This is a genomic window from Candidatus Vallotiella hemipterorum (assembly GCF_910593725.1).
Lineage (GTDB): Bacteria > Pseudomonadota > Gammaproteobacteria > Burkholderiales > Burkholderiaceae > Mycetohabitans > Mycetohabitans hemipterorum.
The window spans coordinates 262,717-283,858 of sequence record NZ_OU343031.1; the positions used below are offsets into that span (position 1 = coordinate 262,717).

The window sequence follows — 21,142 nt, forward strand, 5'->3', positions numbered from 1 at the left end:
AAAAAGTGATTGGGCTTCACGTTTTTAATAATGAGTGCGCCCAGCGGGCCGCGCTCGTACAGGTAGTTAGCAATGCGTTGCAGTCATTGCTAATCACGCGCATAGATACAACTCATGTTACACTCGCAGTATCTGGCGGCATAAGCCCACGCCCATTCTTGAAAGCTTTGTCGCAATGCCCACTTAACTGGGCGCGCATCAATGTCACCCTAGTCGATGATCGTTGGGTCCCTCCTATACATCCGGAGAGTAATGCGCGACTTGTTCGGGATACATTGCTACAGAATGCAGCGCGCGAAGCGATATTCCAACCGTTAGTCGATATTGATCAAGTCCCTAACGTGCATGTCAAGGCGTTGAACAAGAATGCCTCACGTACTCTTCCTGATGTGGCCGTGCTTGGTATGGGTGAAGACGGTCATATTGCATCCATCTTTGCTGACGCCCCACAATGGGATGTAGCTATACTTACTGGTGAGCGCTATATTCTGATTCAGCCGCGGCAAGCGCCGTATCTACGAATAAGCTTATCACTGTCGGCACTTAAGAAAACTAGTCGACTATTTCTATTGATCTCTGGGCAGCGGAAGCTAGATGTCCTACGTGCTGCGATGCAGCATTTACAACATAATGCCATCTCTAAGCTGGCCAACGATATGGGAGTCAACGTCGATGCTTACTGGTGCGCCTAAAGCGGTGATTTCGCATGAGAGTCCACATCCGGATGGGCCGCGGTTGCTTGCTGACGTAGGCGGGACCAATGCGCGTTTTGCGCTGGAATTTGGACCGGGTCAGATTAATAATGTACGTGTGTACCCTTGCGCGGACTATACTGGTATTGCCTCTGCAATCAATAAATTCCTAGAGGATAATCAAATTATTCGAGTAAATCACGCAGCCATTGCAATCGCTAATCCTATAGACGGCGATCAGGTACAGATGACTAATCGCAACTGGAGTTTTTCAATCGAGGCTACGCGTTGTGCACTAGGCTTCGATACACTATTAGTGGTTAACGACTTTACTGCCTTAGCAATGGCCCTACCATGCTTATTTGATGCACAACGCGTACAGATTGGCGGAGGTATACGTCGGCGGAATAGTGTGATCGGGCTAGTTGGGCCCGGTACTGGTTTAGGTGTGTCGGGTTTAATTCCGGCAAATAACCGCTGGATTGCACTAGGCAGTGAAGGTGGACATGCTACATTTTCGCCGCAGGATGAGCGTGAAGATCGGGTATTAAATTATGCGCGTAAAAAATGGTCTCATGTATCATTCGAGCGGATTTGCGCAGGACCAGGATTAGCACTCATATACCGCGCACTAGCTGCATATGATAAGAATGCGATAAGCCTGCAACTCGAACCAGCTGACGTAGTTCGGCGTGCGCAAGCGGCTGAACCGCTCGCGCTAGAGGCAGTAGAATGTTTCTGTGCGGTCCTTGGCACATTTACAGGCAATATTGCAGTTACACTTGGCGCATTAGGTGGAATTTATATCGGCGGGGGTGTCATCTCCCATCTAGGAGAGTTATTTTCAACTTCCCCATTTCGTACGCGCTTTCAGGAAAAAGGACGTTCCCGGGCGTATCTAGCAAACATTCCGACCTTTGTGATCACTGCACAGTATCCGGCCTTCCTAGGCGTGTCTGCAATCCTAGCAGAACAACTCTGGCATCGCGTTAGCGGAGGATCGGCTGTATTCGAGCGCATCTGGCAGGTGCATGATGTTCCTGCGCGAGCCAATGAATAAAATAGCCGGGTTTTCTAGAATTAGATTACTTTCTGATAGGCTATTAAGTTGATCATATATTTTGTGTCAAGCTGACATTAGCCAATTAACTTATGAGAGGACTTTGCTTCAAGCTTAGTCTTTTCTAGAGAGTATCTAGCAAGCTAGGGTTTTATAGCCAGGTTTGACTACGTAAATCAACAAGACTGCCTTTAGAAAAAGGTTCGAGCATAACACTATGCTAGATATCTAAGAGATGTCTCAAGCACATAAACCAGAAATATTATGTGCGTAATCTACTTAATGCAAAACACCTGCATTACCTGGACAATTTAAGACTCTATTTAAATAAATTGAATTTATAATAATTTTTATTTAGGCGTTTATAAACTATTATTCTAAGCAACAACATGTAATTATATATAATATCTACTTATTTTACTGGATAAAAGTATAGAAATTATTACTTTTTCTAAATTTAGAAAAGTTCGGGAATCATCATCTATATGCTATAGATGACTATATAAATTAATATAACACGAAATTTATTTTTTATTGCTTGAGTATAGCTACTTATATCTGCGCATGTAAGATATCAGTAACTATTTAATTAGTAGAATAGATTGACATGCTGTAGCTAGAATTCAACTACCCCATGGTATCAAATAAACTTTAAGAAAAATGCTCTGGAACTTAACCTTCTACTACCAGGCTAACTAATAAATTATAGATAGGATAATTTCTTATAATACTGTTTTTTGTCTGCTTTAATATCTTAAATTGGTGCTGTAGTTGCCGCGCTCTTGAGCTGTACAATTATGGAATCCACTAATCCGTGGCTACGCATATTAATCTATATATGTATTTTTTTAGCTTCATCAGTATGTCTTAAAGAATAAACTTTTTGTTATAATATACTATCGTACCCATCAAAATTAGGGTAGAATAGTATATTATATGATATAGAATAGAATTCTAACGATAAAGTAATCTGTTTAAAGATGATAGATATCTATATATGTAGTCCGATTCTAATTAAAGTCTTTTCCCAAACACGGAACTGCATCGTGTTGTTTAGCGAAGCTAGATAACAATCTCTGGCTTAATAGTAATTTCCGTGTAATTCCGTATAGATCTATCTTACTATTTTTTGGTAATTTTAGTATGCTTCATTGCGGATTATTTATCTATATTTAGTAAAATTTATACTATCAATAGTAGCAATACGATTTTTTATACAGTGCCTAGTTTTTATTAATAAAGTGTAGGTAAGCCATGATATAAAAGCGAAAGGTCATTATATTAGTAATAACTAAATAAGTAATGTTATGTAAACAGTAAGTGCTAGCACTTACTCAAGTTCTGGCTATAGAAAGCAATATTTACTAAATGTACGTATGCGCTAGAAGCGCAGGCTATGCTACGATGGTAGCGTAGCAGTTATTAGCTATAATACCACCCCGCTAATGCATAATATCTAATATTCATGGAATATATTGCATCTATAACGCGGTTAGTGACGGTATATGTTATCTATAACTACTTAATCCATAATCATACTAAGACAGTTACCACAGTTCGAGTACTATAGATACTTAGTTCCTGGAAGGAGGGTTGAATCTGAAATTAATCCATCTTCTTAACTTAATAATACCTTATGTAGACCAGCTTGAAGTATGCCATCTTTATTATTATTAATATTAACTATTTTTTTAGAGGGGCTAAGTTAGGATTAGGTGACTATATTAATAGAGTTTCACTCCTAGTAAACAGCATAAGCTTTTTGTAAGTTTAGGGATAAGACTACGCGAATTAAGAGAATTAATATGCAGGTTCTGAATGTTGCTACATGTTATAACACTAATTTGTACTTGCCTAGTAGTATACAGATAGATAAATCACTGCGCACTAGCATAACTAGTAATTAGTATGCTACTACCTATATACCTATATTATTATAGGTGATTTATCTAAAGAGTATTAATATTAAGCACACGATTCCATAAAAGAAATTAATGTTTTTAATTAAAGCTGTATGCGAGTATATCAAATATCTGCTAGTGTTTTTTAGTAAGCAACCACACTTATGCTGGATTCGAGTATTAATTGTTGGATATTAAGCATTGGAATTCAAGAATCGCTTATTGCTAGGTACACAGATCCACTACGGGGTTGACGATAAATTATGTATAATATGTGTACTCTAACTTGAGTTAAAATATTAGGTCATCCTGACAGGATACCTGTTGAATTTTCTTTTTGACAATTACTGTATAAAGTGTAGGCTACCTTCCAAATAGAACTATTTATAATATACAGTAAAAAGATATGCATCAAAATTATTAAAATATTAGATGGATAATCTATATCCGCTATACGATTTTTTCGTTTTCATATGATGATAAAAATCCTCCATAAATTATGAGTTTAGACAAACATAATATTTGTATGATTTAGACTGATGTTGCAGTGTAGAGATCGGCGTATATTTTCTCTATAAACCTGAATAAAAGCCCCAAAATTTCTTCTCCGATGCCAAGAAAGAATAAGTCTCTACAGACTAATTTCCTAAAAAATATCTGCAGTATGCTATTTATAGCAATAGAAATAGCATAAATAGTGGTGTGGTCTTATTATTTATAGATCAGTAATCAGGGTTTAGGATTTTGCTCTGGGACATTAATCTAGATAGATAGGGTGCCACTTCGTATGTTTGGATGTAACATCCTTAAGAGTTATAGTAAGCCCCCCAGGTTAGTAACCGTCGATTATTTTCCGCACCATCCAAACGTTGAATGCTAGATTGACTACTATAAGGGTAGTAGGCTTACGCATTTCACAACTTTTTTATCTGTGTTACTTAACCAAATAGCGCATTTAATGCGGCAGCAGCTTCACTATCGATCGTATTGTACGTTACGCTATTGGCTTCAAAGATATAGTGCGTGGTGTATTTACCTAGTCGTGCCAGGATCTCATCCTGGATTACTTCGGGCGACTCGTCAAATTTCAGATACCACGCAGTTGATGCTAATCTAGTCTGGAAGACGCCATATTCGCTCATTAATGTGTCGAACTCATGAGCGTCTTGGTCACGGCAGATAATGACGAGATTTCCCTTCATGTAGCCCCCTGCATTTATTTAATAGCCTATCATGATAACGGTTCTTAATCGATAAGCTAGGTGTTCGTCACAGAATGTAATTAGTTTAGCTAACCTTATTAAAATGCGTCGCAGCCCATGCGGCATCAGGGCAATAGTAAAACAAGTCTTAAGATGGGTTATGTTTTTATAGCAATCTTGCTGCGGGCAGGCTACCTATCTATATTCCAAACACTAGGATTTTAATCAATTTTAGTTTCAATTTTAGTTTTTATTTAGATCTGTTAAATATACGGCATCTTAATAGTCGCGATGAGCTGCAAGCAGCCGATGGAGTTAGCATCGATCTAAAGAGGCCTGCAAGATTTCTCTAAACCTAATCTATTATCTTTAAATATACGCTATGCACTACATACAGGATGCATCATAGCGATTCTAGTCTCGTTCGTGTTCGTGCTTTTTCGGTATGCTTTTATTAAAAGTTAGCGGGCAGAGAAAATGTTAGTGCCTATGCTAGATATACTCCAGTTTATACCAGTTAGTAACTTTTTTACTGCATTATTCCCGACGCTGATTATAGAAGCAGAAGTGTACAGTAATCTTTATGAGCTTTACCAGCTAGGCCTAAATATAACATTTGGCTTCTATAACTTGCCGCGCATCGCACCGCATCATCTAGAGAAGTCTAGATGCCATTCTCAATCAGAACATACGTAGTTTACGCATGAGCTCAGTGCTTATATCATATAGACTATAGCTAGCAATTATCCTTATTCATGTCTGGTATTAGAATAATATTTCTATTCATTGAATTTCTTAATATCTGATTATGGCGTCCGATGTACTTTTACGTTAAGAACAAGCCGAGCTTTCCAATGGCGATTGCCATATACAATCTAGCAAATATTGCTGTAGTGTTAATAGCACTACCTGCTATTTTCAGGCTTAGATCTAGTGGACCGCCTATCAAATAGTGCCACAAGGAAACGTCTAACATAGTTATCCATAACATCGTTCCTGTGCTACTAAATATTAACGCCTCTACTCATATATAAATATGGCTTAAATATAAAATTTACTACGCATATTGCTTTAGTCAGGATAAGGCATAGTGCGGCTATAAGGGTTAATGTACTACTGTAGGGGTGCAACACTATGTACAACGATGATCTGCAAGTTCCGAGGCCAACGCTAGCAGGCGAGTAGTATGTGAAGCTACGTCATAGTCGTATAAAAGGTACTCGTTAGGCTGGGTAAGCCGTGCAGTATGGCTCTGCCAGTGCGTGAGCGCTTGTTCGATTGCGGCAGAGAAACTTTCTGCGCTCAAGTGCGAAAAGCGCCATTGCGCATCTTTTCGTATAACTTCGGAGCATCCAACGTTCCCAGCAATTAGCACTGGCGTTCCGCATAAAATCGATTCGACTCCTACCAGTCCAAATGGTTCATAAGGCGCTGGTATAATTGTGAAGTCGGCTGCGCCGAACACGTACTGCATATCCGTACGATAGCCAAGCGAGCGGATATTCGGTGATAGATCAGCAGGAGGGCGACCTGTAACTAAAAGTAGGATCGGCTTACTAGTTGCCCTGAAGTATGCTCGCAATAGCTCAAATCCTTTTCCGGTATTAGCCACAAATACAAATACAGCATGTCCTTCTGGAATACCTAGCTGCGCGCGCATTGCCTCACGCTGTGACGGTATCATCGGCATGAAGCGGTCGCTGCGTACTGGAGGATAGATGACATGAATCTTATCTAGGTCGATTCCGAAATGCTGATGAATTTCTTGCTCCAGCATTTTAGAGTGCGCAATGATTACGCCTGCGTTTTGATAGATTCTGCGCTCCAGTGCAATTTGCCAGCCATCATTCCACTTTGGCTTATTTCGCCCATAGCGTAATGCGCCCGGATACGTTCCACCGCATATAACAATGTCGCCTGAGTCTACCCGATTGCAGGCAATTACGATATCAATCTGACTGCGTACACGACGAGCTTGTAACCGCCATGAAAACGCCGCATCACGTAGTGCGCGTGGCATCCAGTTAACCCGAATAGTTTGTATGTCGACAAGACTATACTCAGGTAGTGTCTTATCAAATTTTCTAGCGAAGACAATAGGATAAATCTGCCGCCTAGCCATTGCACCAATGATGTCACGGACATAGCGCTCAAGCCCCCCCGAATGGCCTAACGCTTGGCATGATAGCCCAATACGCAGACCCTGCCAGGTTCCATGAATCGCGTCAGTATTGTTACTGTCTCGTATCGTGGGATCTACACGCCGCGCATAGTAGTACTTTAAGAACGTCGAGCGAGCATTCATTCGCGCAATACCCAGGCCTGTTAATCCATCAAGGAACCCAGCTCGTAACATAAACGTACGCACGAAAGCAAAGCCACCATGCATAAAGGGAAGCAATGCACCAATACGACGCGTGCGTAATGTTTTAGCAGCAGCGCGCGCATAAGCTATTGTTTTATCTTCCACCTCTTTTCTAGAGCGATAGCTGTAATGCAGTAATTGGCCATTAAGGCGCCCAGTAGAGCCTTCAAATATTAGTCGCTCATGTACAATATTATCCGAAAATCTAGCTGCATCACGTCGGAATAACCGGACTACCCAATCCGGTGACCAGCCAGAGTAATTAGCCCAGCAGCCGCAGAATTGCGAACGGCGGGATATCGCATAGGCTATACAGCTAGATTGGTCTCGACCAGCTAGCACCTCTTCAATCGATTCCTTTAACTGTGTCGTTACGCGCTCGTCCGCATCTAATGAAAGGACCCACGGCTTGCCCGCAAGCGCTAGCGCTCGGTTTTTCTGGGGCCCAAATCCCAGCCAATCTTTTGTAACGACTAGTGCGCCGAAAGACTGGCAAATCTTTACAGTTGCATCGGTACTACCAGCGTCGACGACGATAATCTCATCAGCCAAGCTACTCACATCCGACAGACATGCCCCAATGTCATGGGCCTCATTAAGGGTGATAATAATAACGCTGAGCGCTTCGCGATACGCAGTCATATGCTATAACGGGGACGAAATTTAAATAGCAATAGTAATAAAATCAAAGATATAACTAGTACTACATAAGTATATATATAATGCTATATAGCACCAGTTATTAGTGCGCTGCATGACTGATACAATAGTTTCCTGAACTATTGGCTAATACTAACTTACTCAATAGCTAGGTTCTGGCGATGTCATGTTATTAAAATACTTCAACGATACTATAGCGAATCTAGATAAGATCACTAATAATAACCTAAACAAGGTTGTGACGTTATTAGTGGCAGCTATGTTATAAAAGATAATCGTGTTAGCTCTAGAACAGACGTACTAAATATAACGTATTTGACATGTCAGATCTGTCTGATAAAAGCTAGCTATAAAGTACTTGTTCTGGTCAAATTTACCAGAAGCTTACCAGAAGCTGACCATGCTGACTTAAGCGAATTTAAGTCTTCAATCGATGCCCATTATGTGGTATCATAGCGCACTATATTAGCCGCTTAGTCGCTGAGTGTGTAGCTTCATCTGTATGTAGTAAATTATACGATTTTAATCAAGCCGTCATCTTGCTAGACATCAGAAGAGGTTTAGATAACTTGGGGTAGCACTGAGGTTACCGACCTAGACTAGATCATGCGTTTAGATGCTTTTTAGAGGCTCTACAGTACGCTGTAGATATCTGCCTACACAAAATGCCTCGCGCTGCTTTTAAGCGGTGCCGCGTATAGCCCCTATACGGAATAGTGTACAAAAACTATATAAATAATGTTCATGCGTTTGAAAAATAACAGGTCATCCATATTATTTTGTTACGATGCTAGGTAACATGGTCCCGCCGCCAGGAATCGAACCTGGATCCCACGTTTAGGAGGCGCGTGCACTATCCATTGTGCTACGGCGAGCGAGCCTCATTATCATAATGATATGAGGTACAGAGACTTGCTTACAGTCAATGCGACTCGGGCTAAACAATAATGTTGTAGAGTCGTCAAGCCTAAGCGACCCGATGATACCACGAGCATAGTCCTAGGACATCCCAATATAGCTCCTATAATTACATCATAGCAGAGTTGGCGTTTTTGAGATTTAATATTAATAGGATAGAGCTTATGCGCTGTTTCCTAAAATTCGGTATATCAATTAGTACTCGTATTAGATAGCCTTGTCTGCTTCGTTACAAATCTCATGGAAAATCCGACAAACCCAGGTCGTGATGTAATCCCTTTAAATACAGCTGCAGTTGTTAGCTTTTTACATGCTGTCTGTTAAGACATTACCTTTATTATCAGCACAGTATTGCCTGGTGCGACCAGTTACGTGATGCTGCTTTATAATTAGGTGATATTTGTCTCAAGTCGATACAATAGGTACTTTATATTCTTTTTCTTCTCCAATGTCGCTGTTTTCTATCACTGGCGCGCAACTTGCGTTCGGCCATGTCGCTCTGCTTGACGGTGCGCATTTTTTAATCGAACCGGGCGAACGAGTGGGTCTGATCGGCCGTAATGGCGTAGGTAAGTCTTCATTGCTTAAGATTATCAATGGCCTTATTAAGCCCGAGGATGGTTTAATTAACCGCGCACAGGCTCTGACTACTGTTTACGTACCCCAGGAGCCGGTCTTCCGCCCTGGTATATGTGTGTTTGATGCGGTTGCCGAAGGGCTTGAGCACACTCAGACGTTGCTTGATGAATATAACAGCGTTTTACATGCGCTTGCTGATAGTCCCGAAGGTCCATCTCAACATCCATTATTAGAACGGATGCATGTACTGCAATGCGAGCTAGATGCTCGTGATGGATGGACATGGCACACTCGGGTTGCGGCTACGCTCGCGCAATTGGGCTTAAAAGATAACATGCTGGTAGACCAGCTCTCTGGCGGCGCGCTCAAGCGCGTTGCTTTAGCTCGCGCGCTAGTGATGCAGAGTGATATTCTGCTGTTAGATGAGCCAACTAATCATCTGGATTTTGATTCGATACGCTGGCTTGAGGCTCTACTATTGTCGCTACGTAGTAGCGTATTGTTTGTCACGCATGATCGCGTATTCCTAGATCACATCGCCACCCGTATTGTCGAACTCGATCGCGGACGCCTAATATCTTATACGGGCAACTTCTCAGCGTATCAAGCTCGTAAGACGAAGTATCTTGATGAGGAAGTCATTAAGAATGCAAAGCTTGACAAGCTGCTTGCCCAAGAAGAGATTTGGATACGTAAGGGTATCGAAGCCCGCCGAACTCGCAGCGCTGGGCGTATCGCGTGCCTTGTTCAGATGCGAAATGATAGAGCAAAGCGCCGCAGGGTACAGGATAATGTTCGTCTTGATATTAGTCAATCTGATAGATCCGGCAAGATCATCGCCGAACTTATTGATGTAAGCAAGCGCTACGGTAAGAATTCGGTCATTTCGTATTTCTCGACTACAGTAATGCGCGGCGATAAAATTGGATTTATCGGCCCAAACGGGGTGGGTAAAACTACGCTACTCAAGCTACTGCTCGGCGAGGTTATGCCCGATAAAGGACGAGTACATATCGGTACGAATCTGCATATCGCATACTTCGATCAGATGCGCGTACAGTTAGACCCCGAACGTAGCCTTATAGATACGATTAGTCCTGGCGGCGAGTGGATGGAGATAAACGGTACTCGTAAGCATGTAATAAGCTATCTAGGCGATTTCTTATTTTCGCCAGAACGCGCCGTTTCGCCAGTAAAATCATTATCCGGTGGTGAGCGCAACCGGCTATTGCTAGCCCGGCTCTTCGCGCGGCCTGCAAATATATTAGTCCTAGACGAGCCAACCAACGATCTAGATATTCCAACCCTAGAATTGCTCGAAGAGTTATTAATTGCCTATACTGGAACAGTTCTACTCGTAAGCCACGATCGAGCATTTTTAGATAACGTAGTCACATCTGTGATCGCAGCAGAAGGAAACGGTCAGTGGCGCCAGTATATCGGCAATTTTTGGGACTGGCAGGTACAGTCAACGCGCGCTCATTCGCTATCGGAAGCCAACGCCGAGTCGCCGGTAAAGACTAGTATGAATATCAAGCCTACACTGAATAAAAGCACTTTACATGACGCCCCCGGTGCTGTCGTAGGACGAAAAGAGAAGCGTAGTGTTAAGTTAACGTTTAACGAACAACGAGAACTTGATGCGTTGCCGGATTGGATTGCGCAGCTCGAAACAAAGCAGCAGTCTATTAGTGCCCGTCTAACGAAAGATGGGTCTATTTTCGAAACAGACCCAGCGGAGAGCATTAGACTCACAGAGCACTATGCGGCTATCGACGACGAACTATTAGCTAAGCTAGAGCGCTGGCAGATTCTAGAATCTAAGCGCAGCAATCGGTAAAATAATTCTATCGGGAACTACCCCTATCCCAGTCCCAGCAGCTTTTTATGATAAGTGGATTATTTAGTGGAGCCTGAAAAACGAATTGTTCATGCTAATCCACAATAATAACGGTATTTATTGGCAATATGGCCACAAGAAAATATAGTCCCGCATATAGCGAAACATCAATTAAAGTTCTTACGGGACTCGAGCCAGTAAAACAACGACCAGGAATGTATACGCGAACGCAGAATCCTATGCATATCGTGCAAGAAGTTATTGATAATGCCTCGGATGAGGCTTTAGGCGGATTTGGCTCAAAAATAGTCGTAACGCTGCATACTGACAATGCAGTCAGCGTTGAGGATGACGGGCGAGGTATTCCATTTGGCCCCTATCCAGAAGGGGGCGGGACAGTGCTGGAAATTGTTTTTACTCAGTTGCATACGGGCGGTAAGTTTAATAAAACTACTGGTGGCGCTTATACCTTCTCTGGAGGCTTACATGGCGTTGGTGCATCTGTAACCAATGCGTTATCGCATCGATTTGATGTCACTGTATGGCGGGATGGTAAGGTGGCTGAGATTGGATTCTCTCATGGCACTGTTGTGCGGCCTCTCGCTGTGCGAGAGGCCGATAGCCGTGTGGATAAGAAATCCGGAACTCGTATAACTATATGGCCCGACCCGAAATACTTCGACTCGGCTAATGTACCGCAATCTGAACTACAGTGTTTATTACGCGCCAAAGCGGTACTACTGCCTAACACTGAGATGGTATTGAGCATCAAAAAAACTGGGGAGCAGCAGTCATGGAAATATAAGGATGGGCTACGGGACTATTTGCTAGAAGGTTTGGCTAGCTATGCTACGTTGATCCCGATATTTGAGGGTGAGCGATACGCTGAATCGTTGCGCATGACTAATAACACGTTCGCTCAGGGCGAAGGCGCATCGTGGGCTATTGCATGGGTCGAGGAGGGTCCGCTCCTACGGGAGTCGTATGTTAATTTGATTCCGACACCGGCGGGTGGCACCCATGAGTCTGGGCTGCGTGATGGTCTTTTTCAAGCTCTTAAGAGCTTTGTTCAGCTTCATAACTTGAGCCGCAAAAGCGTTAAACTTCTCGCTGAAGACGTGTTTGCACGAGTCTCGTTCGTACTATCAGTAAAAGTGCTTGATCCACAATTCCAGGGCCAGATTAAGGGGAAACTTAATAACCGGGATGTGGTTCGATTGGTATCTTTATTAGTGCGATCAAGTCTAGAGCTATGGCTTAATGAGCATGTCGAGCATGGGCGTAAGTTAGCCGAATTAGTTATTAAGCAGGCGCAGGTACGTATCAGTACCGGACAGAAGATCGGAAAGCGTAAAAGTTGTAGTATAGCAATACTACCGGGCAAGTTAGTTGATTGCGAATCTCATGACGTAGCGCGGAATGAGTTATTCCTGGTCGAGGGAGATTCTGCGGGAGGCTCTGCGAAAATGGGGCGCGATAAAAAATTCCAGGCGATTCTGCCGCTGCGTGGCAAAATTTTGAACACATGGGAGACTAAGCGTGAGCGCCTTTTTGCAAATAATGAAGTGCATGACATAGCTGTGGCAATTGGTATTTATCCGCACGCAAGCAATGATACACTTGATTTCTCGCGCTTACGTTACGGCAAAATTTGTATCCTAGCGGATGCGGATATAGATGGCTCGCATATCCAGGTACTATTGCTTACACTATTTTTTCGCCATTTCCCTCAACTTATTGATCGGGGTCATGTATATGTAGCACGGCCTCCGTTATTTAGAGTAGATACGCAGGCGCGGGGTAAAAAGCCATCTCAGAAACTATATGCGCTAGACGAGGGTGAGCTCGAGATAGTAGTAGATAAGCTACGTAAAGATGGCATACCTAGCTCCGCGTGGAGTATTTCGCGCTTTAAAGGGCTAGGTGAGATGAATGCCGACCAGTTATGGGATACTACGATGAACCCAGATATCCGTCGGCTGATGCCTATACAACTAGGCTACCTAAATTTTGAGGAAACTATCAAGCGCATGACGATGCTGGTGGGCAAGGGAGAAGCCGCTGCACGGCGTATATGGCTCGAGGAAAAGGGTAGCGAAGCACGGGTGAGTATTTAAGATAGAGTGTACATATGACTTTATAGGGTAGCTAATACGCATGCTATTCGGAGGGATTAAGTCTGTGACTTTCACCAAATGAGTAAAAAATTAGAATTAGATACCTCGATTTCTTCGGATGTCAAGTACCTGACGCTAGGCGATTATGCTGAGCACGCATATCTTAACTATGCGGTATCTGTTGTTAAAAGTCGCGCCCTACCTAATGTGACCGATGGTCAGAAGCCAGTGCAACGTCGTATTCTATATGCAATGCATGAGATGGGACTAACCGCTAATGCGAAGCCAGTTAAGTCGGCTCGTGTGATTGGCGACGTTCTTGGAAAGTACCACCCGCATAGCGATTCAGCTGCGTATGACGCCCTGGTTAGGCTAGCTCAGGATTTCTCGATGCGCTACCCGCTGATTGACGGAGAGGGAAATTTCGGCTCGCGAGATGGAGACTGCCCAGCAGCAATGCGTTATACCGAAGCAAAACTTACGCCAATTGCACACTTGCTGCTTGATGAGATCGATGAAGGCACGATTAAGTTTATTCCTAACTATGATGGCTCATTTAAGGAACCTGTGTCATTGCCAGTGCGCTTACCGTTCGTATTGCTTAATGGAGCATCTGGCATTGCAGTCGGTATGGCTACAGAGATTCCGTCGCATAACTTGTATGAGGTAGCGCAGGCCGCTATCCAGCTAATATGTAATCCAAATCTAAATCATATAGACCTCTTAGAGAGAATGCCGGGCCCGGACTTCTCGGGAGGGGGTCAGATTATCTCGAGCCCGGAGGAAATTTTTTTATTATACAAAAGCGGTCGCGGTAGCCTCAGAGTACGCGCTCGGTGGGAGATCGAGGAGTTATTAGCACGTGGGCAGTGGCAACTAGTGATCAAGGAGCTACCACCCGGAACCTCGTCGCAGAAGCTGCTTGAGGAGATTGAGGAGTTAACTAACCCAAAGTTTAAAGTTCACAAGAAAACACTAACGCCAGAACAACTGAGAAGTAAGCGGAGTCTGCTTAAACTACTTCATACAGTGCGGGATGAATCTGGTAGGGATGCACCAGTACGGCTTGTATTCGAACCAAAGTCTAGTCGCATTGATCAAGCCGACTTTATTAATACATTACTTACGTATACGAGCTTAGAGTCTAGTTTACCAATTAACTTAGTAATGATTGGTACTAATGGTCGGCCTCAGCAAAAAGGGCTGATCGAGATTCTCCGAGAATGGATTGGCTACCGCTTTGAAATTGTGGCCCGAAGAACACAGTTTAAGCTATCTAAAGTGCAAGATCGGATTTGTATCCTAGAAGGACGAATGACTGTCTTCCTAAACTTAGATGCTGTGATGGGGGTCATTCGCTCGCTGGACGAACCGCAAGCAACACTTGTAGCAACCTTTGGATTATCGAATCAGCAAGTAGACGACATTCTCAATATCCGTGTTCGCCAATTAGCACGACTAGAAAAAAATAAGATTGAAAAGGAGTTGAGTGAGCTTTATAGCGAAAAGACTCAGCTCGAGGAGTTGCTAGGTAGTGACGTGACGATGAAGCAGTTAATTATTAAGGAGATTCGAGCCGATGCAAAGCAGTTCGGCGATACTCGGCGAACACTGATACAGCAGGATAAGCATGCAATATGCGAAGAACGCATCGTTGATGAACCAGTAACTGTTATTGTCTTGCAGTGCGGTTGGGTCTATACACTGAAAGGGCATGGGCTAGACAAGGAAGATTTTACATTCAAGGCTGGCGATAGTTTATATTCGGCCTTCCAATGCCAAACAATTGATATACTAGTAGTATTGGGAAGTAATGGCCGTGTCTATTCAGTGCCGGTTGCGTCACTGCCCAGCGGGCGAGGCGATGGTGTTCCAGTCACTTCTTTAATTAAGTTAGAAGCTGGAACACATCTACTTCACTATTTTGCTGCGCCGCTCGAACAGCTATTACTGCTCGCATCTAGCAATGGCTTTGGTTTTATCGCGCGGGTTGCTGATATGGTCAGCCGCATGAAGACCGGCAAGTTATTTATGACAACCACTGCCGGCTCGAAGCCACTCGCGCCAATGCCCGTCTGTCCGGATACTTTACAGATTGCCTGCCTAGCACTTTGCCCAAAGGGCGAGACTCGGCTGTTAGTATTTAGTTTAAACGAAATCAAAACGTTATCAAACGGTGGACGCGGCACGGCATTACTTGCAGAAGATGACAATGTGCGGTTGCTTCAGGTTCTGGGGATTAGTCAAACTGGGCTAATGCTCAGCGGCGTTAGTCGAAGTGGAGTACCACGGCAGAAGAGGTTAGTTGGTAATACTCTTGCTCCCTATGTCAGCATGCGAGCGGATCACGGTAAGATACTAGCGGTTAAGTTTAAAGTGTTAGGCATATTTTCGGTATAGTCTAGAGGCACTCTATGCAGTTTAGAAAAGAGCAAGCGTGTTTAAGCGCTATCTTTATTAAAGGAATTTTTACGATCGCCGACATCCAGCATATAGCAAAATTTTACTCGATATTGACTGATTTAGTCTCCGTCTAGCTCTTCTAGTTGAATCGATTTAGCTAGAATCTAACACGTTATAAAATTATACTAAATGCTAACTTTATTAATAATTACTGGGACTAACTAGGTTAGTCCTGGCTATGTTGGATTTAATAGGCATTGATGTTTATCATATCTATATATTTATTTTTAAATTAGGCCACTATTCTCGCATCTTGAGATCGCACCGCATAATGATCAGCAGCAATCAAAATACTACGCAGTATACTAGGAATGTATCTGTAATGTATCTGGCTAGATATAAGTAAAAAAGCGTTTTCCTATCTAAAATACTGCAATAAAATTGCACTATAGTACAAAAATAATAGTAAATCTACTATTAGAAATACTCAGGAGGTTGCGGAAAAAATATCTTAAATTTAATATACATAGCATGAAGTACATACTATGTATAAGTTCACTAGTGCAACATAAGGCAAAAATGTCAGTCTTGTCTACCACTTAGATGGTGGCCTTAAGAACTAGGTTAAATAACGCTAAATATTAAACGAAGTAAGCTATCAGCTTATTAGAGGTATTAGTGCTCTGGTTACGATAGCAATAACTAAGTTAGTTAGGTATTATGCAGTGGGTTATATGTACATTGGCCTCATCAAGTTGCTTAAAATATATCTCGGCAGTAAACCTGATGTGCGTAGTAGCGATCTATAGTGTATTGTAGAATGGTGGCGTTCACTGCGATTATTAAGGCCGGCCCCAGATAAAGAGTTATCTATACCAGTAAAATAAGATTTAGACGATCACGTGCATTGAATAGTTGCTTGCTGCGCTAAAATAATGCCTCACTAGGTTAGTAGATAGCAATGTAATTCATTTAGAACATGAGAGCGTTTCTCAAATACCTATAATTGCACAGCATGTATTACTGCAGCACTTTTGTTTTAAAAAGCAATAAAACCCTTATATGGTTATAAGGGCGTATTTGCCCTGTTTGATAAACAAAGCCCGAACAAATAAAAAACTTTGTTTCTCGACATGACTCGAGCTAGATAGCTACGCTATATAGGCTTAAGTAAACAACCATAAGAAGCATGCGGGGCTTATATTGAGACATAGAAGGTATGCAACCATAAAATGGCTTAAACACGCTGGAAATAGATCCTTGTAATTGATATATACACGCCTAAAGGGCTAGATATTAGCTGGCGAATCTCTTGACATGACAGTTTATAACTGTTTTCTTTTCGCAAGGCTAATTCTAATATTAAATAAATAGTGGTATATATATACCTTGTATAAAGCGATATTTGTCATGCTATAGATCAAGTCTTCAGTAAGTGCCTCCTTATATTTACCCAGATATGAAATGATCATTTAGATGTAGAGCGTACGACTAATATAAAAATATAATCCACTATAAAAGTTATCGGTAACATAGTTTAGATTTTCTAAGATTACAAATGCATCTACGAAAGAGCGCTAAGAATAGCGTAACGTATGCTTAAGTTGCTGAATTTATAGTTTATACGACCTTATCGGAAGCATAGCCAGTCGATCGAAATCTATTTAAAGATAGATTGGCTATGCTTGAGAAATCTGTACCTTTAAGATTCGGCCATGACCGATAACTTTATAATTAATTGACTTAAATTGCTGTGCTATTTTAGGTAGTTCTAGGTACTAATAGCGAAATTACATGCCTAGGGACATTAATATAGATATCGTTACCCAACTGTGGCGATAAGTTCTATTTCCATACAAGCACCTAACGGAATTTGCGCGACACCGAATGCAGAGCGAGCATGTTTACCGCGTTTACCAAATACTGCCACGAACAACTCCGACGCTTCGTTTGTTACTAAGTGCTGTTCAGTGAAGTTTGGTGTCGAATTAACTAAGCTCATAAGCTTGACGATACGCTTGACTCGGTTTAGATTATTCAGGTATGCATGCAGAGTAGCAATCAGGTCGATGGCAATGCTGCGTGCCGCTCGTCGTCCCTCTTCTATACTGATTGTGTCACCCAGCTTACCGACCCAAACTCCTCCATTCTTTTGGGCGAGATGACCGGACAAGAACACGGTTTTTCCTGCCTGTGCACTCATAACATAATCGGATACTGGTATGCTAGCCACCGGCAGAGCTATATCAAGCTTTTTAAGCTGATTATATACATTCAACATGGTAAATATCCAAAGATATAGAGAAACATAAAGTGTTAGATTTAAGGGGCTCTAGATCAGAGTTGGGCTTAGTAGAATGCTCTAGCTATAAACCTTAATGCTATTATCGATTTTAGCGGAGAATAAATATATAAACGACACAGTGCGTAATTCTCATAACACCGCCTCCAATAACTAAGTTAGTGCTATATATCCCTTAATGTTTTTACCTAATTGACGCCCAGAAAACTATATATCAACAAGTCGAACTGTGCTTATGATTGTCGACAGTATCACTTAAATATTAGCCCCACTAGGGCGCAACCTGGAAAAACTAGTAATACGATACGTCTATCTTCAATTAATAGCTTTCTATAGAGAAAAGAGTGCGCTACGAGCGCTCTCAAAGATTAGAGAAAATTGATGACCGAGGGTTACTAAAAGCTGTCATGCGATTACAGTTGCTAGGCAGGTAGATAGCGAATCGCGCAGCGCATGAGGGCATATATATCTTAATAAACGATACTAGATCAGTATATGCGAGTCTGATATGCCTTTATATAGAATATTTCAGAGACTCTTTAGGAGTATATATGCTTCTATATGTGGGTTCCCCGGCAAGTCTTGAATTTCTCTTGGGTTATCCCCACTGTCAGGAACACGAATAAACCTGCCCTCGTGTCCGTTGATGTCAACCTGATAAAAGGATTCGGAATATGGCACAAGAAACTATGAGCTTCCAGGCGGAAGTCAAACAGCTCCTACAACTAATGATTCACTCGCTGTACAGCAACAAGGAAATCTTCCTGCGAGAGCTGATTTCAAATGCGTCCGACGCAGCAGATAGGCTGCGTTTCGAGGCAATTGTCGATACTGGGCTGTATGAAGATGACCCGAACCTACACATCCGGATTTCATACGATAAAGCTGGACGTACAATCGTGGTTCACGATAACGGAATTGGCATGAGTCGTGACGAGGCGATCTCACACTTAGGAACAATCGCGCGCTCAGGAACTAAAGAATTTTTTTCTAAGTTATCTGGCGATCAGCAAAAAGACGCAGCCCTCATTGGCCAGTTCGGTGTCGGCTTCTATTCGGGCTTTATTGTCGCGGAGCGCGTGACGGTAGAATCTCGCCGTGCTAGCTTGCCAGCTGATCATGGGGTGCGCTGGGAAAGCACTGGAGACGGCGAATTTAGCATCGAGCAAATTAAACGTATCCAGCGCGGTACATCGATTACACTATATTTGCGTGATAGTGAAGATGAGCTTCTTTCCTCCCACCGTCTCAAGTCTATAATACAGAAATACTCAGACCATATTAGTCTACCAATCCTAATGAAAAAGGAGGAGTGGGATGCTGAGAAAAGTGAGATAGTTATCAGGGATGAGGATGAGACCATTAATCAAGCCTGCGCAATCTGGACGCGATCTAAAAGCCAGATTAGCGATGAGCAATACATAAGCTTCTACGAGCATTTATCTCACGATCACGAGGCACCACTGGCCTGGACACATAACCGAGTTGAGGGACGTAACGAATATATCCAGCTACTATATATACCAGCTCACGCTACGTTTGATATGTGGAATCGTAGCCATCGTGGCGGCTTAAAGTTATATGTAAAGCGCGTATTCATTATGGATGAGGCCGAGCAGTTGCTGCCTAATTACCTGAGATTTATTAAGGGTGTTGTAGATTCAAACGATTTACCGCTAAACGTATCTCGCGAAATTCTGCAAGAAAGCCATGATGTAAAAACGATCCGTGATGGTGTAACTAGGCGAGTGCTATCAATGCTTGAAGAACTAGCTAGTGCCGCCGATAACAAGCAAAAATATACAAAGTTCTGGTGTGAATTCGGCCAGGTATTTAAGGAAGGCCTGGGTGAAGACTTCTCAAACCGGGAGCGCATTACTAAGTTGCTTCGCTTCGCATCAACGCGCAGCAATAGCGCCGAACAGAGTGTGTCGCTAGATGATTACATCGCTCGGATGAAGCCTGAACAGACAAAAATCTATTATGTGACGGCCGATAGTTATCGTGGAGCTTGTAATAGTCCGCATTTAGAAGTATTCGTCAAGAAAGATATTGAAGTACTCTTATTAACCGATCGCGTTGACGAATGGATGATGTCATTTTTGCGTGAATTTAACGGTAAGCCATTTGCTAGCGTCGCTCGTGGTGATCTAGATCTGGGTTCATTGTATAACGAAGAGAAACATGCCCAGGAAAAAGTTTGTGAAGATCTAAAGCTATTAATCGATCGGATGAAAGATGTACTCAAGGAAAAAGCTAAGGATGTACGTCTGACTTTCCGCTTGACTGAATCTCCAAGCTGCTTGGTAGTCGATGAAGGGGAAATGAGTGGCTACCTGCAACGACTGCTAAAAGCCGCAGGCCAAAAGGCTCCGGATTTTCATCCGATACTTGAAGTGAACCCAGAGCATGCGCTAATTAACCGGTTGTCTCCGGCAGTAACAGACTTTGATGATTGGTGCCATTTTCTATTCGATCAGGCGCTGCTCGCAGAAGGGGGGGCACTCGATGACCCGGCAAATTTCATCAGGCGAACTAATATGCTATTGATATCTAGTAAGTAATGTATGCTTAAGCGGCCCCTAATAAATAAGTCCCAAAGGTTGTGCGGCGCTTAAATTACCCATAACAGTTAGCAGCGAGTTCCAATATAAATTTTCATCGAGAAACTCGCTAGCTAACGTATTTAGATAGTGCCTATATGCTGTCCTAGCTCTGCTTAATCTTAAATTTAGTAATATAGCCGTAGAAGATTCTTTCACTAGATTGCTGCTAATAACAGCTAAATGTTTCTGCGGGCCGTATTAACTAGATAGTTTTTAAGGTTTAATAGTCAGTGGTCTTTATGCGATCTCTCTAATACCGGGTGGCTTTCCTATCAAGATATTGATATTGATCAAGATATTATTCAGTAGTGGTATAAGTAAATCTTTAGAATGAGTGCTAGCAGTTGATGTTAAGCAAGCCTGAATTATATAGTTTTATATATAAATCAGAGCATAAATGCATATAAATTACTATGAAGTAAAGCTGTAAGATAGTTGATATACTTTATTTTTATAAGTAGAGTCCGGATTCACAGCATTAAAAGTCGAAGCTAGAT

Annotated in this window: 8 protein-coding genes, 1 tRNA gene and 1 pseudogene; 6 read left to right on the forward strand and 4 right to left on the reverse strand. The window is 42.4% G+C overall.

Annotation, left to right across the window (positions count from 1 at the left end; genetic code table 11):
- Positions 1 to 5 precede the first annotated feature (5 nt).
- Positions 6 to 692: a 6-phosphogluconolactonase gene (gene pgl / locus KW136_RS00905; protein ID WP_216796516.1), complete on the forward strand. Its 687-nt coding sequence runs from the start codon at positions 6 to 8 to the stop codon at positions 690 to 692.
- Positions 673 to 1,728: pseudogene (locus KW136_RS00910) on the forward strand (glucokinase); the annotation flags it as partial. The gene pgl and the pseudogene KW136_RS00910, both read left to right, overlap by 20 nt.
- A 2,863-nt stretch (positions 1,729 to 4,591) precedes the next feature.
- On the opposite strand, the gene KW136_RS00915 reads toward KW136_RS00910, so the two are convergent.
- From KW136_RS00915 to KW136_RS00925, 3 genes are all read right to left on the reverse strand, one after another.
- A complete protein-coding gene (locus tag KW136_RS00915; RefSeq protein WP_216796518.1) occupies positions 4,592 to 4,855 on the reverse strand; it encodes a double-stranded DNA-specific endonuclease in 264 nt (87 codons plus the stop codon).
- 1,132 nt (positions 4,856 to 5,987) lie between these two features.
- Positions 5,988 to 7,862 (reverse strand): glycosyltransferase, encoded by a 1,875-nt coding sequence (locus KW136_RS04200; protein ID WP_216796521.1) that lies wholly within the window; start codon positions 7,860 to 7,862, stop codon positions 5,988 to 5,990.
- Positions 7,863 to 8,680: 818 nt separating this feature from the next.
- A tRNA-Arg gene (locus KW136_RS00925) sits at positions 8,681 to 8,755 on the reverse strand.
- 491 nt (positions 8,756 to 9,246) lie between these two features.
- Here KW136_RS00925 and KW136_RS00930 point away from each other — a divergent pair.
- The 3 genes from KW136_RS00930 to parC all read left to right on the forward strand — a co-directional run bounded on the left by KW136_RS00930 (position 9,247) and on the right by parC (position 15,734).
- A complete protein-coding gene (locus KW136_RS00930; RefSeq protein WP_216796523.1) occupies positions 9,247 to 11,217 on the forward strand; it encodes an ATP-binding cassette domain-containing protein in 1,971 nt (656 codons plus the stop codon).
- A 128-nt stretch (positions 11,218 to 11,345) separates the two neighbouring features.
- Positions 11,346 to 13,334 carry a DNA topoisomerase IV subunit B gene (locus KW136_RS00935; protein ID WP_216796525.1) on the forward strand — a complete coding sequence of 663 codons (1,989 nt, stop codon included), beginning with the start codon at positions 11,346 to 11,348 and terminating at the stop codon, positions 13,332 to 13,334.
- A gap of 78 nt (positions 13,335 to 13,412) precedes the next feature.
- Positions 13,413 to 15,734 carry a DNA topoisomerase IV subunit A gene (gene parC, locus KW136_RS00940; protein ID WP_216796526.1) on the forward strand — a complete coding sequence of 774 codons (2,322 nt, stop codon included), beginning with the start codon at positions 13,413 to 13,415 and terminating at the stop codon, positions 15,732 to 15,734.
- A gap of 1,825 nt (positions 15,735 to 17,559) precedes the next feature.
- Here parC and KW136_RS00945 read toward each other — a convergent pair.
- Complete coding sequence (locus tag KW136_RS00945) at positions 17,560 to 18,018, reverse strand: RidA family protein (RefSeq protein ID WP_216796528.1); 459 nt, start codon at positions 18,016 to 18,018, stop codon at positions 17,560 to 17,562.
- Between the two features lie 695 nt (positions 18,019 to 18,713).
- Here KW136_RS00945 and htpG point away from each other — a divergent pair.
- Positions 18,714 to 20,603: a molecular chaperone HtpG gene (gene htpG / locus KW136_RS00950; protein ID WP_216796530.1), complete on the forward strand. Its 1,890-nt coding sequence runs from the start codon at positions 18,714 to 18,716 to the stop codon at positions 20,601 to 20,603.
- Positions 20,604 to 21,142 lie beyond the last annotated feature (539 nt).